This is a genomic window from Flavobacterium aquidurense, assembly GCF_002217195.1.
In the GTDB taxonomy this organism is placed as follows: Bacteria; Bacteroidota; Bacteroidia; order Flavobacteriales; family Flavobacteriaceae; genus Flavobacterium; species Flavobacterium frigidimaris.
The window spans coordinates 272819-289041 of sequence record NZ_MUGR01000014.1 but is presented as its reverse complement, the minus strand read 5'-3'; the positions used below and the strand labels follow the sequence as shown (position 1 = coordinate 289041).

Below are 16223 nucleotides of genomic sequence, written 5' to 3'. Positions count from 1 at the left end.
CAGTTGTGAGACAGCTACTTCTTTGTTTTACGCTTCAACATTAATATCACTTTTCACTCTCGCTCTGATATCACTTAAAGATTGCTCTATTAAAAGTTTTCCGTCTCTGAAAACTTCTTTCAATTCGCCTTGTTTTTCTTCTTCCCATGAAACATTATCCGTTAAATGATATACACCTTCAACTAAATCAATTTTCATCAATCCTTTGGCCGATTTTTTGGTTCCGTCATCTGTGATTGGATCTTTGAAGATTGCTCTTCCTTCTCCGTCTACTTCTCCGTAGGTTGCTTTCATCGCAAAACCAAAGGTATCTCTGGTATTGTACTGATACGTAAATGATCCAATGCCCAAAACCACATTTGTAGAAGCAAATCCTTTTGCTTTTAATCTTTCGCAAATCTGAACTGATCGCTCTACGGTAATACTATCGCCGTAAATAGCCCCAATTTGAGGAATAAGCTCTTTATATCCTTTTGCATTAGTTGTGCCTCCAAAAACATCCCAAAGCAGCTCAATTACACCTTTCTTCTCTTGTTCTGTTTTTCCGTTTGGATTTCCGCAGATAATATCAACCGGATCACCACTGTCAGGACGAATCACTACTTTGCCTTCTCTGGCAACAATATCTTCTTTTAAACGAGGTAAATAATCCGTTAGAACTTTCCATAAATCCCAGGTATCAGAAACAATAGAAACAATTCCTTTTGGATATACTTCAGTCACTAATCTTTTAAACGTCTCGCACTCGCCTTCGGTCGTTCCCATACACATTACAGAATGCTCTGTTGCGGCTACTGAACCTGCGATTAATTCCGTATCAGAATTCGCATTGTAATATTCTTCGAAGAAATCAATTACCGGAATTGTATCAGAACCTGTAAAGCTCAACAAATGTCCTGCTGCAGAAGTGATCGCCGCTTCGATTCCGCCCATTCCACGCATAGAGAAATCGTGCGCCTGCCAATCTACAAATTCAGGAACAGATGATGTTTCATCAGCATATTTGTCTAATACTTTTCTGTATTCTTTTGCAATTGTAGCAGAGTTACAAGGCAGCCAAACTACAGCAGAAAGTAAGGTTTCGAAATAATTGGTCAGCCAGAAAAACTCCGGAATCGTATTGTACATTGTAAACATTGGCACTCTCAACGGCACACTTGCTCCTTCCGGCAATGCTTTAAAAACCATCGGGATATAGCCTAAATCGTGTAAATCTTCGATATGTTTAGTACCAACCTGATTTTCACCTAAATAATTATTGATTCTTCGTGCGTATTTTTCAACTACTTCTTCCTTTGATTTTTTAAAGAAAAACTCTTCAAAATCATGAATAATATATTTTTTAATGAAATACTGCAATCCAAAAAACACCACTTCATCAAGACCTTCGATCCTTGATTTTCTTGGCGTCCAGTTAGAATATACCAATGTCGTTTTGTCTGGATATTGTCTTCTGTGATCAACTTTGTAACCGTCTGTTAATAATAATGGGTTCATATATTTTAGTTATTTAAATTCTTGTAATTTTTAGGTTTTACAGAGATTCACAAAGTTATCACAGAGACTCGCCAAGTTTTAATTTTCTTTGTGCTGTTTTGTGTTTTCTTCATCGTCCTGGTGTAATTATTTAAGCTTTCATCAACTGATAAACTTTTTCATAAATCGAATCAAATTCAGCTGCCAGTTTTAAATATTCCACACTCCATCCATTCTGTATCGAAATCTCCTGAAGAGTTCCGGTAGGAAAAAATAATAACTGAAAAAAATCTAATCCTTCTCTATTCTTTTCTTCAAGCAATATAGAATTTAAATTTATTTCGGCAATTAATTCTTCTGGCGAATTATAGTGCGTCCACATTAAATCTGTATCTATTGTGATTTTCGCTTTTAGAATTTCAATGATCTTTTTTATCTCAATCATATTTGACATCTTATTTATTTCTTCCTTTTTCGTTACGATAAAATGTCTGTACAGTATCGCTTTGCCAAAATACTTTAGTTGCAACATCAATACAACTTAATTTTCCGTAAAAACCCGCTCCGGTATCAATATTCCAGACATTACAGCCTTGCATTGGAATTTCAATATTATAATGAAGCGTTGGCGTATGGCCGATGTAAATTTCACTATAAAGTAACAATCGCTTCGGGTATAAAAGAGAATCTTTTTGAATTCTCTTATCCATTGTTAAGGCCATTTCCCAAAGTGTTCTGTCCCAGGAATAATTGCTGGCATAATGTTCTTTTTCCGGACCATGCATCGACGAAAATCCTGCGTGAATAAACAAATTATTCTCTTCATCTACAAAATAATCTTTCATATTGGCAAAAAAGTCAAGATGTTTTCCTTTTTTGAAAGAATCAATTACCTGATAACTTTCTATGGTTGATTTTCCTCCGTGCAGAAACCAAATATCGTTTACAACATCATTCTTCAACCATTCATGGCACCAAACATCATGATTGCCTCTTATAAAAATGCATTCTTGTTTTTGGGATAAATCAATCAGAAAGTCAATTACTTGTGCTGATTCACTCCAGCCATCCACATAATCTCCCAGAAAAACAAGCTTGTCATTTTCTTTAATCTCAACTTTTTCCAATAATTGAATTAATGCTTTTAATCCGCCGTGAATATCTCCAAAAACTAATGTACGTTTCATGATTTAAACTCTATGTATTTCGCCGGAACTTCATCTGTTAACCAAACATTATTTTCAGACAAATAAAATTTAAATCCATCTTTATGCATGGCACCACTTCTTACGGTTAGAATTTGAGGAAGTCCGCGTCTGCTTCCTACTTTTATGGCCGTTTCTTTATCTTTTGAAAGATGTACGTGCTGACGGCTCATTTTTTTCAAACCTTCTTTTTGAATGTTGTCCATAAACTTTCCAACGGTTCCGTGGTACAAATATTCTGAAGGTTCTGTTTCGGCTAAATTCAATTCAACCGAAATCGAATGTCCCTGACTTGCCCTGATTTTCGTTTTATCTTCATTAAAAGCAAAACGTTTTTTATCGTTGTTTTTCTACTACGTAATCTAAAAGAACAGCGTCTAGTTTATTTCCTTTTTGAGAACATTTCAATATTAGTTCTTCTACATCTGCCCAACCGTTTTCGTCTAATTTTAATCCTATTTTTTCCGGCGAATGCCTAAGTACTAAACTTAGAAATTTGCTCACTGTTTTTGCTGTTTTTTCATTCATGATTTCTCTGAAATTCTTAATTTTTTATTCAGTTCTTCATCCTCAAACACAAAAGGTCTTTCAGTAAGAACTATTAATTGATCTAATTGTTGGCTCTGAACAAAATGATATTGCTCTTTCACAAATTCCGAAATATCTTCGATTAGCAGAATGTCTTGTTTTGCAAAAGACTTCATAAAATCGACTCAAGATAAAAGACAATATCTCGCTCCGATGGAGCTTTTTCATAACAGGTCTATTTAGCTATAAATATTACGCCCCTCTGGAGCTTATCACGATCTAACTCTATTTTATAGTTTTTTTTCTAATAAACTTGTATAGATTTCAAAACTTTCTTCGTCAAAACAAACAAATATTATTTTGTCTATCTCCAAAATTTTATCGAAATCTTTAACTGATTCTATCGCAATTGCAGCTGCTTTATCCTTTGGAAATCTATAAATCCCGGTACTAATTCCAGGAAAAGCAATGGTTTTAATATTATTTTCTACCGCTAATTCCAAAACGCGTAAATAACAGCTTTGCAATAATTCTTCTTCATGACTTTTACCATTATTCCAAACCGGTCCAACTGTGTGAATTACATATTTTGAAGGTAAATTACCAGCTGTTGTAATTACAGCATCACCAACTTTACAGCCACCTTGCTTATTTCGAATTTGAACACATTCGTCCAGAATAGCCTTTCCTCCTTTTCTGTGAATAGCACCATCAACTCCTCCTCCGCCTAACAAAGAAGTATTGGCCGCATTGACAATTGCATCCACTTGAATTTCGGTAATATCGGTTTTAATGATTTCTATTTCCATAATTCAAATTATTTCAAGTCATCCCTAACTTCCATCAAAGCAAAACCCAACAAATTCAAGCCTTTCCACTTTACGGGATTGAGAACATCTTTGTGATCACCCGCCATCCCGATTCCCCAGATTGCATCGACGGGACTTGCTTCTACTATTACCCTATCTTTTGTATTAAGTAAAAAGGTTTTTAACTCCGGGTTTTGACTGAATTTATGATAATTTCCTTCTTTTACAATGTCATACCTGGCGGCCAGCCAAAGCGTTTCATTATAATTTTTTACTTCTCTGCCCAACTTTTTGGCTTCGACAGGAGATTTCGCCTGAAGGATTTTCTGCAAAATTGCATCATCTTTAAACAATTCGGCTTTCCTGGCCATCATCCAGTGTTCGGCAGTTTTATAAGTCACTTTATCTACCTCAAAAGAACTCAGCCACCATTGACTAAAACAGGTTTTAGAAATGCTTCCGTCTTTATTGGGCTGGTGTCCCCAGAAAAATAAAAATTTATTTTCCGGAGTTATATTTTCTATAGTATATTTCATTTTTTGTCTTTATTGAAACAAAGAAGTCAGCTGTTTGAAATCTTTAGAATCGGGTGAAAATGATCCGTAGATTTCTTTAAATTTTGTTGTTATTTTTTCAAATTCATAATCCACTTCAATCTGATCCATGCAGGTTACCACCAGATTTCTTTTGGCATTTAAACTATAAGCTGCATCCAACTTTAAACTGTAATTTAAAAGATCATAATCTAAATCACCCGTTCGCAATTCGCCTTGATATTCATTATACACACAGGTTTCTTCTTCATTATTTTTTAATTTTAATTCTCTTTCATTTGCCATCCAGCCGCTTCCATGTCGGGTCGAATAACTTCTGGTCACGTAATAAACCTCAACATCATCTATTTTTAATTTCTGGCAGATTTCAATTGCATTTTTCGAAGTTGTATTGGCGTAGGTTACATTCGGGAAAACACCGTGATCCATATCGAGTAAAATGCCCTGGCTTCCTTCAAAAATAAGATTCTGATACTTTTCCAAAAAGCTGTAATCGCTGATATTCCATTTTATTTGATCAATGATTTCAAGATAATGATCTACTTCTGCATCGATTTCACTTTCATTTAAAAAACCGTAATAATAAGCGATCTTTTCTAGTTTGGCTACAAGCATCTGCTTTGGTGCAATCAAATCTATCGCGAATAATTTGTACTGGCCTTCATTACGTTTCATTGTGGCTCCAACTCCTTTGCCACAAGTTCCGTGATCCAGATTTCTCACATTGTTTCGGTTTTGCCAAACATCAAACGGAGTTGTTATTTTCGCTAAAGGATGAATGTGAATTTCTGTATTTCCACCTTGTTCTTCGAGTTCTTTTCTTTCATTAAATAAAAAAACAGGATGAATCGTGCAATGTTCGCTATAATAAGAAGGCAAACCGCGAAGAGCGCCACTGGCAAAACTGGAATGAACATGTTTTTTATCGCCAATCATCACAGTATGCGCCGCCTGTTGCCCTCCTGAAAACCGAATAACTATAGCTTCAGGATTTTGCTTCGCCAGAAAATCTGTTGTAATTCCTTTTCCTTCATCACCAAATCCTAAACCTATAACTATTTGAGCTGTTTTCATTTTGTAAAATATTTTTTAAGTTCTTTCAACTTAAACTTTAGAAAAAAAACTTTGCGCCTTCGCGACTTTGCGAGCAAATTTCACGCTAGTATTAAAAAAACTTAAAATAATAATCTCGCAAAGACGCAGAGCCGCAAAGTTTTTAAAGCATTTCTATATTATCTAAACCGTCAAGCGGAATTGTTCCTAAACCTGATCCTGAATTTTTATGTTTATCGCAAATAATTTTCTTGATGACATTCGGGATTTCTTTGTGATCTTCGATAGACAAACAATTTTGCCCCAGTAATTCTTTCCAGGCTACATTTGCCCTTACCGCCTGATCAGAATGCAATACGCTAATATGATACACTTCGTAACGTTCTTGCGCTGCTTTTAGCAATTCAAGATGCGTATAGGTTTGTTGTCCCTGACCCATAATTTCTTTTATGGCAGATGCCGGAAGTGTTTCTAAATTAGGTTCGTCACCCACCGTAAACAACAATCCTTTCTGACCTCTTTTTTCGAAAGCATCGGTTTTGGTATGAAAAGCGGCAAAATACCAGGCTAATAAATAACTTTCTCCTGCATTTCCTCCGCCTCCGCCTTCGATATACGTTCTGGTTAGCCACATGTCTAATTCTTCATCACCAGATTCAAATTGTCCCACCTGAAGCGGGTATCTGTCGCATTCGTGATCTCCAATTCCTAAAAATAAAAGTGCCGGATCCGGAACTCCTCCCTGAATAATTCCGCCCATTAATTTAGGCAATCCGTCTTTGATCAATTCATGCGGAATATGCCCCATACTTCCCGTAACATCCAATCCTAAAATAATTGGAACTGTATTAGGATGCACCTCAGAATCTCTTGCTTCTCTAAACGTAATTCCGTTTGGATTCATAGATTCATGCGCCATTCGTAAAGAATTTTGCGTAAAAATCTCACCTGCAGATTTAGATCCGTAACCTGCTGCTGTTGCTCTGCTCAAACGAGCGCCTAAGTCATATCTTGTACCTCCCATAACTAAAATGTTTTACCAAATAAATATTCGAATCTCTTTTTTGTCACTTCAAACTGAATATTTAAATTTCTGATTGTTAATGATAATTCCATATCTTTTTGCACAAATGCCTCCGGTTGAAAGTCGGCAAAAGTTAAACTATTCTTGTCAAGCGGACTAATATCGATAAGGCCCTCCTGCTCTCTTTCGAGTCTTTTTATTTTTAGTTCGATATCTTCAACTCGACGTCTGTAAATTAATTCAGAATCTTCACCAATGGTTTTGGCTCTGTCTTCTCTAATCTGATCATTGTTTCTTTTTAAAGACTCAATAAATCTTGGTTTTAAATCATCGCTCATTGTTTTTGTGGTTTTGTTTCAGGTTTTCTTTGTTTCAGGTTTCAAGTTGCGCATTGAACTTGAAATTTTGAATCTTAAACTTGAAACGGTTAATAGCTTTTTGTTTTTTGTTTCAGGTTTGCTTTGTTTCAGGTTTCACGTTTATTCGGCAACTTGAAACCTGAAACTTGAAACTTATTTAGACTAATTGATCTAATTTGACTACCTCAACCTTTTCGTTGTCAAAATCTTTAAAAGAGTTCGTTGTAAATATTTTATCGAAACAATTTAAAACTTCAAAACCTTTGTTGAAAATTCCGTGGCTTACGGCCAAGTATAATTTTCCGGCATTTTTGTTTTTTAATTCTTCAGCTAAGCCAACGAAAGTTCCGCCGCCATCGCAAATATCATCAACAATCAAACAATCCATTCCGTTTAAATCGTCTTCATATACTTTGAAACCAGATAATCTTCCGGTTTTTACGTCACGGCTTTTGCTGCATTCTACTACATCAATTCCGCCTAAAAATTCAGAAACTTTGTAGATTTTTTTAAGAGCGCCACCATCAGGAGAAATTAATTTTACGTTTTCGCCAATTACTTTTAAAACTTGTTGGATAAAAGTATGATTCGGAATCACTTCGCAATTGTTTACCAATGCCGGAGTAACTTCAGAATGCGCATCAAAAACAAAAACTTTATTCAATTGAAGTCCGTTTATGATATCTGCATACACTTTTACAGATAAAGATTCTCCTTTGATCATCACACGATCTTGTCTTGCCGCCGGGAAATAAGGAATAAACAAATCGATTACTTTAACATCCATTCTGCGCAAAGCATCTACCGTGATACACAATAAACCCAAATCGTTGAAAGAATTTAGTCGGTGTGTTATTGTTACTTTTTGAGTCGTATCAAAATTAGGATCAATTTTAATATGTGGTTCTCCGCCAGAAAATGTGAAACTTTGAAATTTAATTTCTTCCTGATTAAGGATCGGAGCGAATTTTGGGTCTAGGTTAAGTATCATAGTTTTATAGTTTGCGTTAATTATACGCAAATGTAGAATTAAATTTTAAATAAACAATTTATTTTGTGTAAAAATTACGCAAACTTTATTTCGAAGTGAAAGCCTTTTTCAATCAAATCATTGTATTTCAATTGATTAAAGCGAAATAATTTTGCAGGCCTTCCGCTTTTTATCGGCGAAAAATGCTCTGTCTGATCTAAAAAACCATAACTCAGGATTTTTTTTCTAAAGTTGCGTCGGTCAATTTCCTTCTCTAAAATGGTACAATAGAGATTCTCTAAATCGGAGAACAGAAATTCTTCAGGCAGCAAATCGAAACCAATAGGTTCGTAAGTCAGTTTTGATTTTAACCTTGCGATTGCTTTTTTGATAATTAAATTATGGTCAAATGCCAAAGACGGAATCTCATCTATCTTACACCATTGTACTCTTTCAGCATCCGTATCTGCTTTGATTTCTAAATTCGACGCTTCTACTAAGGCGTAATAGGCAACTGATATAACACGGTTTCTGGAATCTCTGTGAATATCATCTCCAAAAGTGTACAATTGCTCCATAAAAGTCAACTGAACATTAGTTTCTTCATGCAATTCCCTAATTACAGCATTGCTCAAAGATTCATCGTTTTTTACTAATCCGCCTGGCAAAGCCCAATATTTATCTGCTGAACCAAACTTTTGTTCGATTAGAAGTACATACAAGTTGTTGTTCTTATAACCAAAAACAATGGCATCGACAGCAACTCTGATATTTTGTAAATTTTCCATAACTTAAAAAAGGATTTGGCACTAATTTTTACGAATTAATATTAAATGATTAGCAAAAAATTAGTGCTAATTCGTAGAATTCGTGGCTAAAAAAATTATAATCTATTCCCTAAAAACATTTTTAACTCTTTGGTAATAGTATCAAAAAAAGAACCTAAATTATTGTTTTTAGCGGTCAATAAATATACGTATTCCTCCGGCACGTGAAAACTATTCCAAAGCAATTGAAGCTTATTTTCTTTGATATATTTTCTCGCATTACAATTCCAGGTTATGGCTACTCCGGAATTTTTTGACATTATTTCGAGCATTTCTGATTCTGACGGAATAATATAATTCGGCACCATTGAAGGTCTTTTTTTATTGAAAGCATGCAGCCAGAATATTTTTATATGCGAAATTCTCGCATCATGACAGTACCATTTTTGTTCGTTCAGCCATTGTTCTGTTTCTGTAAAATGATCTGCTTTTAGTTTCTGACGGAATTCTGCTGCTTCTAAATTCATAGATGCTACCATTACCAATTTTATTTTTCCAACGATTTCCTGAATGGTATCGAACGTATCAAATCTTTTGGTCATGATTGCAAAATCCAGTTTTTTAGCATCTACTAACGCAAAAAGAGCATCGTCATCTGCAAAGCTGAAATCGATAAAGTCAAACTTAGAAATTAAAATGCTTCCCAGACTGTCAAACAAGTCTTTTGAAACACCAACAGACATTAACCTGTTAGAATCCTGCGCCTTAGCCCTAAAACCATTTTCTACATTTTCTAACCGATCGAGCGCATCTATGATTAAATTATTGAGTAACTTAGCATATTCAGTTGCTTCGACACCTTTCGACTTTCGATTAAATAACTTATAACCAACATGTGCTTCCAGCATTGATATCTGCTGGCTGACTGCTGGCTGACTCATAAACAACTCTTTGGCAGCGACCGAAAAATTGCCGTTTTTGTAAACAGATTTAAAGGTTCTGTACCATTCCAGATTTACCATGATATAAATATATTTATAACAAACATAGTTTATTTTATTTTTACAAATATCACTTATGCCGTAAATTTGATGAAAATTTAAAACTATGAAGAAAATAGCATTATTCGCGATTATAGCATTCGGAGCTTCGAACATTTCAGTTATGGCTCAAAAATCAAATAAAAAAAGTATGAAAAAAGTATTATTCGTTGTTACCAGTAACGATAAACTGGGCAATACAGGAGAAAAAACAGGATTTTGGTCAGAAGAGTTGGCTGCACCTTATTATGAGTTACTAGATCAGGGAGTCGAAATTACGATTGCAACTCCGCTTGGAGGTCAGCCACCAATTGACCCAAAAAGTGCTGATCCGGCATCTGCAACCGAAGACACAAAACGTTTTGATGCTGACAAAGTACTACAGGAAAAATTAAAACACACGCATAAACTTTCGACGATCAATCAAAAAGATTACGACGCTGTTTTTTATCCGGGAGGTCACGGACCACTTTGGGATTTAGTAGAGGATAAAAACTCAATTGCTTTGATTGAATCTTTTTATACCCACAAAAAACCGGTAGCTTTTGTTTGTCATGCTCCTGCTGTTTTGAAAAACGTGAAAGTAAACGGTGAATTTTTAGTGAAAGACAAAAAAGTAACCGGATTTACAAATGAAGAAGAAGAAGCGGTTGAATTAACTAAAGTAGTTCCGTTTTTATTGGAAGATGCTTTGACTCAAAATGGTGCTCAATTCTCTAAAGGACCAAACTGGGCGCCTTATGCGGTAGAAGACGGCCTTTTGATTACAGGACAAAACCCGGCATCCTCTAAATTGGTCGCAGGTAAATTATTGGAGAAATTGGGTAAATAAGGTTCTGAGGGTAAGTTACTAAGGCGCTAAGGTTCTAAGGTTAATACCTTTAAAAAAAACTTAGTGCCTTAGCATCTCAAAACCTTAAAAAAACTTAGCGATTTAGTTCCTTAGTGGCTCAAAAACTAAAAAAACTTAGAACCTTAAAAAAACAAAAAAATATGTTAAACTTTGAATTATACAATCCGACGAATTTAATCTTCGGAAAAGGACAAATAGAAAAACTTTCGACTCTGGTACCTAAAGACGCTAAAATCTTATTGGCTTACGGTGGTGGAAGTATCTTTAAAAACGGAATTCACGAACAGGTAATCAATAACCTGAAAGGTTTTGATATTGTAGAATTTGGCGGAATTGAACCAAACCCACATTTTGAAACTTTGATGAAAGCGGTTGAAGTGATCAAAACAGAAAAAATTGATTTTATTCTGGCTGTTGGCGGCGGATCTGTTATTGACGGTGTGAAATTTATTTCGGCAGCGGTTAATTTTGACGGAAACCCAATTGACATTTTGCAAAAACGTTTGTTGATAAAAGAAAATGCAATGCCTTTTGGAACTGTTTTGACTTTACCTGCAACCGGAAGTGAAATGAACTCAGGAGCCGTGGTTACGATTCAATCGACTCAGGAAAAACTGGCTTTTGGCGGAAGCGCAATGTTCCCTAAATTCTCTATTTGTGACCCCACTGTAATTGCTTCTTTACCAAAAAGACAATTGCAAAATGGTGTTGTTGATGCATACACCCACGTAATGGAGCAATACTTAACGTATCCGCACGAAGGGTATCTGCAAGACCGAATTGCTGAGGGAATTTTGCAGACTTTGATTGAAGTTGGTCCTAAAGTCGTAGAAAATCCAACAGATTATGCTTTGGCTTCTAACTTTATGTGGAGCTGCACGATGGCATTAAACGGACTGATTCAAAAAGGTGTTCCTTCTGACTGGGCAACTCACATGATTGGCCATGAGTTAACTGCTTTATACGGAATCGACCATGCGAGAACTTTAGCCATAATAGGCCCAAGTTTGTATAACGTAATGTTCGATACTAAAAAAGAGAAACTGGCACAATACGGAAGAAGGATTTTCAACTTAACGGGTTCTGATGAAGAAGTAGCAAAAGGCGCCATCAACAAAACAGTGGAGTTTTTCCATACTATGGGCATGGATACTAAACTTTCGCAATATGTAGACGATTACAGCAAAACAGCTGATTTTATTGTAAACCGTTTTGATGAAAGAGGCTGGAAAGGTCTAGGCGAAAAACAACTGATTACTTTAGAAAAGGTAAAATCAATTGTTGAGATGAGCTACTAAAAATATAATTCTAAAATTTTTTAAATTCCAAATTCAGATATAATTATTGGGATTTGGAATTAATTTTTTGGAATTAAAAAAAAAGGCGTTCTTGAATTTTTCAGGAACGCCTTTTTACAATACTAAAACAAAACTAACTAACTCAATTTTTGCTAAACTCATTAAATTCTAATTTACAAGTAGTTACAACGTAGCGGTTTTGTTTTTATTGTGTATAATTAAAAATAATTTTTTATTTTTTTTGAGATTCAGACAACAGCTTTCAGGAAAGCGCTTATTTAAAGTCTTCATTCATCTTTTTTCAAGAAGAGCATTCATTGTTTTAACCTCTTGCCTGATATTTTTTATGTCAATATTCTTCTTTTCCTCCACCACTTTTCCGTTGAAAAATGATTTTAGATTATAGGACGCATTGCTGTTTTTTAATAACAAAATTCCAATTTCCGGCTTTTTTGATTCATTAAATCTCAATCCTGTTAGCACATCGGCATTATCGCCTTTACCAAACATCGCTTCTATATTTTTGCTTGTCGAAAAATCCTCTGCTATCGAATTGAAGTTTTCTTCTATGGTTTTAGCACTATTAACTGTTGACGTAAATATTTCATAAAACATGTCTGATTCACGTCGGCCTTCATCATCAGTTTCTTTAACCTCTAAGATTTTAGCTTTGATTATCTGGTTCGATTCATAATACATAATACTTCCCGTTTGTTCCGGCGTTTCATTATTCAACTCGATTGATGCACTTGACATTACTACCTTACCATCAATAAGTAATTGACTCGTATATTTATTACCGGTTTTTTCTCTTGTAATTTTGCCTTTTTGCTTCTTATTAAATTCTGTTATTTCAATACTTTTATTTTTCAATTCAAAATGAAAACGATTAAAATAATGCATGGCAAAAAGATCTACATCAAAACTTTGTAAAACTCCCGTTTTCCAATATTTAGAAATAAACTGGCGGTCTAATTTTATGTATTCTACACCGTCAATTATTTTTCCGTCTTTATAAGTCGATCTGATATCATAATACGGATGCTGGTATTTCTCCAGGTTTTCCAGATAATTATTAGAATATTGATATTTTTTTATACCCTCTTCATAATAATTGACATAGTTAAACTCACGCAGTTCTGCAGAAAAATATCCTGAGTATGGCTGTTCGTTTTTATAAATTCCCTCATAAGAATCCTGAACTTTATCTGCAATCGTAAAAGAGCGATCGATTATTTTGGCCAGTTTTCCGCTGGTAAAACTTTTAGACTTTAGAATGTTATTTTCATCTGTTCGTTCATATTTATTTCTATAAAAAATTTCCTCGGCAATTGCACCTTTTTTATAGATAATCGCTTTTTGAGCTTCTACTAATTTCCCCTCATAAGGCAAATCGTTTTTATATTCAATTTTTCCGGTAATTACTCCGTTGTCATAAAAAACAGTTTCTCCATTTACTACATCATTTACACAAGTGTAGGTTTTAAGAATATTATCGATATGATAATTAAAAACTTTTTGCAGGCCATTTTTCTTAAAGTCGGTAACCTGAATTAACTCATGAGTATCTTCACCCGTTTTTACAACAAATGTTCCATTAAAGGGCTTGTTATTTTTATAGATCCCTTTGGCAACAATACTGTCTTCATCGGTTTTTACGATTGCTTCTCCCTCTTTTAAGCCTTTTATATAATTCGAATTAATGATCAGACTTCCGGAAAAATTTTCATTAAAATTCCCTTCAAATGGTTCTCCGTCTTTATAGGTTCGTTTTTTCATTACTGTACCATTTTTATCATAAACAATCTCATCGCCCACTATTTTACCATTGAGATATTTAGTGAATTTCTGAATTTTACCATTGGGATAATATTTAATTTCTTCTCCTGATTTCTGCCCGTCTTTATAAGTTGTTTTCGATTTGATGGCAACTGCAAATTGATTCTGAACATAATATTCATATACAATACCATTTGAAATGTTTCGACTATATTGCTCAAAATCAGTTTGCCCGATTGTTTGCAGCACTTTTCCCGCTACATCATAATTTATCTGTTTAAAACGATTCATGCGGTCATATTCAATATCGTACCAGGTTTCCTGCGCCAATTGTTTAGAGTTGATCCAGAATATCTTGCTCTTAATCAGTTTTTTTATCTCCCTTTTTGCAGTTCCGGACTGGTAATCCTCAACCATTACGGGTGTCGTCCCGACTAAACTTTCTTTTTCCTCATTTGCTTCTCTTTCTGAATCATTGCTTCTGTAATCTTGCCAGTTTCTCACTTCTTGAAAATCTCCTTCAACAGGTTTTCCCTGACTGTATTTTCCTTTTATTAAAATGGTACCGTCCTGATGATAGACGATGTGCTCTCCGTCTTTTTTACCCTTTTTATACTGAATCGTTTTAAGTTTTTTTCCATTTGGATAATAATACGTTAAAATAGCAGCAGACGAATTATTATAAAACTGATAAGCAGATAAATCAAAACCATTTTCATCGTACCAAACGATATCTCCAACATAACTATTTTCATCCTTTTGCAAAGAATAACCCTGAAACTGAGGCGTTTTATTGATGTAAAAATCTTCGATTAAAACCAGATTGCCCACTTTCTTCGAGGGTTTGATTCTATAAAAAGAAGCATTTTCTTTAGAAGTCTCTTTCCACTTTTTGTCAAAATAAGTTGGTTCTGCGTTTTGCGAGAAGGAAAGTCCGGTAGTGAATACTAAAATAAGGCTGAAAATTTTACTAGTCATATTTGAAAGAAATTTCACCAAAACTAATAATTTTTAATTCATTTCTCCTTTTTTATGCAAAAGATCGTCTTCATTTCTTAAAAATTAGTTTTTTTGTTTTAATGGCAGAAAAACTTAACGTTTGTTTTGGAATTTTCTTAAATCAGATTTTGTATTATTACTACATTATTAAGTACTTTTGTTTTAAATTATTAAAATAATGAGCGAAAATTTAAAATTTGCAGTAATTGGAGGAGGAAGCTGGGCAACAGCGATTGCAAAGATGTTATGTGTGAATCTTTCAGAAATTGCCTGGTACATGCGTAATGACGCTGCGATAGAACATATCCAGAAATACAAGCACAATCCAAATTATTTAAGTTCGGTAGAATTTGACACTAAAAAACTTAGGTTAACTAACAATATAAATGAAGCAATTGAATATGCCGATTATGTCATTTTTGCTATTCCTTCTGCTTTCTTAGATGGTGAGCTAAAAAACTTAACGGTTTCTCTGGCTGATAAAATCATCTTTTCAGCTATTAAGGGAATTGTTCCTGAAACGAGTTTAATCGTTGGGGAGCATTTTCATATTCAATACGACATTCCTTATTATAATATTGGTGTTATTACCGGTCCCTGCCATGCAGAAGAAGTGGCTTTAGAAAGACTTTCTTATTTGACCATTGCTTGCGGTGATCCTGATAAAGCGAGTATTGTAGCCAAATCATTGTCCGGAAATTACATCAAGGCAAAAATTTCTGATGACATTATTGGTACTGAATATGCCGCAATGTTAAAAAATATTTACGCCATTGCTGCCGGAATTGCACATGGTTTGGGTTATGGAGATAACTTTCAGTCGGTGATGATGAGTAATGGTATTCGCGAGATGAAAAAATTCATCAAAAAAGTGCATAAAATGAAACGTAACATCAATGACTCCGCTTACTTAGGCGATTTATTGGTTACGGGATATTCTGTATTCTCAAGAAACAGAATGTTCGGAAACATGATTGGTAAAGGCTACACCGTAAAAAGTGCCATGATGGAAATGAGTATGGTTGCAGAAGGTTATTATGCAACCAAAAGTGCTTATAAACTTAATCAGGGCTACGGGGCACATACTCCAATTATCGATGCGGTTTATGCCGTTTTATATGAAGGAAAAGATGCTAAAGCTGTCTTTAAAAAACTAACGGAATCTTTGGATTAAATTTTCGTTTCCTTTCACAGTTTTCAATTGCAGTCTTAAATCTTATATTATAAAAAGAGCCAGAAAAATTAATTTTCTGGCTCTTTTTATTTGTCCAATTGTTAAGAAACACGGAAATGCAACGAAAAAACCTCAATATTTAACAAGAAATATTCTTCTTCACAATACATCAAACCTACATCTTATTTCAAAAAAGAAAGCTTTTTAGCCTTACAAAACCACAAAAACAGTATCGGCCTATATATCAACGATATAGGGTTGTTTTTCTAAAACTCAACAATTGTGTTTTTCTCACAATTAAAAGCATTCACAATTTTACAATCCCTTATTTTTCA

General features: G+C 34.5%; 16 protein-coding genes and 1 pseudogene. 3 read left to right on the top strand and 14 right to left on the bottom strand.

The features are described from left to right. Positions 1-27: 27 nt before the first annotated feature. The 13 genes and pseudogenes from B0A67_RS08440 to B0A67_RS08380 form a co-directional block, all read right to left on the bottom strand. A complete protein-coding gene (locus B0A67_RS08440) occupies positions 28-1497 on the bottom strand; it encodes a nicotinate phosphoribosyltransferase (RefSeq protein WP_072956891.1) in 1470 nt (489 codons plus the stop codon). A gap of 130 nt (positions 1498-1627) precedes the next feature. After that, complete coding sequence (locus tag B0A67_RS08435) at positions 1628-1921, bottom strand: hypothetical protein (RefSeq protein ID WP_123887368.1); 294 nt, start codon at positions 1919-1921, stop codon at positions 1628-1630. A gap of 10 nt (positions 1922-1931) precedes the next feature. Beyond that, on the bottom strand, positions 1932-2663 hold the full coding sequence (locus tag B0A67_RS08430) for a metallophosphoesterase family protein (protein ID WP_072956897.1): 732 nt from the start codon (positions 2661-2663) through the stop codon (positions 1932-1934). Beyond that, positions 2660-3209, bottom strand: a pseudogene (locus tag B0A67_RS08425) (RNA 2'-phosphotransferase). The gene B0A67_RS08430 and the pseudogene B0A67_RS08425 overlap by 4 nt, the downstream one beginning before the upstream one ends. After that, positions 3206-3385 carry a hypothetical protein gene (locus tag B0A67_RS08420; protein ID WP_072956900.1) on the bottom strand — a complete coding sequence of 60 codons (180 nt, stop codon included), beginning with the start codon at positions 3383-3385 and terminating at the stop codon, positions 3206-3208. The pseudogene B0A67_RS08425 and the gene B0A67_RS08420 overlap by 4 nt, the downstream one beginning before the upstream one ends. Before the next feature lie 114 nt (positions 3386-3499). Next, positions 3500-4018: an O-acetyl-ADP-ribose deacetylase gene (locus B0A67_RS08415; protein ID WP_072956904.1), complete on the bottom strand. Its 519-nt coding sequence runs from the start codon at positions 4016-4018 to the stop codon at positions 3500-3502. An 8-nt stretch (positions 4019-4026) separates the two neighbouring features. Further along, positions 4027-4554 (bottom strand): NADAR family protein, encoded by a 528-nt coding sequence (locus B0A67_RS08410; protein ID WP_072956908.1) that lies wholly within the window; start codon positions 4552-4554, stop codon positions 4027-4029. Between the two features lie 9 nt (positions 4555-4563). Beyond that, the gene (locus B0A67_RS08405; RefSeq protein ID WP_072956911.1) at positions 4564-5646 is read right to left on the bottom strand and encodes an adenylosuccinate synthetase; all 1083 of its coding nucleotides are present in this window, start codon (positions 5644-5646) and stop codon (positions 4564-4566) included. Positions 5647-5788: 142 nt separating this feature from the next. Continuing rightward, positions 5789-6649, bottom strand: coding sequence for a hypothetical protein (locus B0A67_RS08400; RefSeq protein WP_072956914.1), 861 nt, complete (start codon positions 6647-6649; stop codon positions 5789-5791). A gap of 2 nt (positions 6650-6651) precedes the next feature. Continuing rightward, complete coding sequence (locus tag B0A67_RS08395; RefSeq protein WP_031455095.1) at positions 6652-6987, bottom strand: hypothetical protein; 336 nt, start codon at positions 6985-6987, stop codon at positions 6652-6654. Between the two features lie 178 nt (positions 6988-7165). Then, positions 7166-7999: a ribose-phosphate diphosphokinase gene (prs, locus tag B0A67_RS08390; protein WP_072956917.1), complete on the bottom strand. Its 834-nt coding sequence runs from the start codon at positions 7997-7999 to the stop codon at positions 7166-7168. Positions 8000-8073: 74 nt separating this feature from the next. Beyond that, entirely contained in the window at positions 8074-8766 is a 693-nt protein-coding gene (locus tag B0A67_RS08385) for an NUDIX hydrolase (protein ID WP_072956919.1), read from the bottom strand. 95 nt (positions 8767-8861) lie between these two features. Next, positions 8862-9767: a LysR family transcriptional regulator gene (locus B0A67_RS08380; protein ID WP_072957901.1), complete on the bottom strand. Its 906-nt coding sequence runs from the start codon at positions 9765-9767 to the stop codon at positions 8862-8864. An 85-nt stretch (positions 9768-9852) separates the two neighbouring features. Between B0A67_RS08380 and B0A67_RS08375 the strand changes: the two genes are divergently transcribed. Both B0A67_RS08375 and B0A67_RS08370 read left to right on the top strand, forming a co-directional pair. Beyond that, a complete protein-coding gene (locus B0A67_RS08375; RefSeq protein ID WP_072956923.1) occupies positions 9853-10617 on the top strand; it encodes a type 1 glutamine amidotransferase domain-containing protein in 765 nt (254 codons plus the stop codon). Between the two features lie 161 nt (positions 10618-10778). Beyond that, the gene (locus B0A67_RS08370; RefSeq protein WP_072957904.1) at positions 10779-11936 is read left to right on the top strand and encodes an iron-containing alcohol dehydrogenase; all 1158 of its coding nucleotides are present in this window, start codon (positions 10779-10781) and stop codon (positions 11934-11936) included. Positions 11937-12227: 291 nt separating this feature from the next. Here the strand turns inward: B0A67_RS08370 and B0A67_RS08365 are convergent, their stop codons facing one another. After that, positions 12228-14693, bottom strand: a complete 2466-nt coding sequence (locus B0A67_RS08365) for a toxin-antitoxin system YwqK family antitoxin (protein ID WP_123887366.1) — start codon at positions 14691-14693, stop codon at positions 12228-12230. 199 nt (positions 14694-14892) lie between these two features. Here B0A67_RS08365 and B0A67_RS08355 point away from each other — a divergent pair, with 199 nt between their 5' ends. Continuing rightward, positions 14893-15888: an NAD(P)H-dependent glycerol-3-phosphate dehydrogenase gene (locus tag B0A67_RS08355; protein WP_072956930.1), complete on the top strand. Its 996-nt coding sequence runs from the start codon at positions 14893-14895 to the stop codon at positions 15886-15888. Positions 15889-16223: the final 335 nt, after the last annotated feature.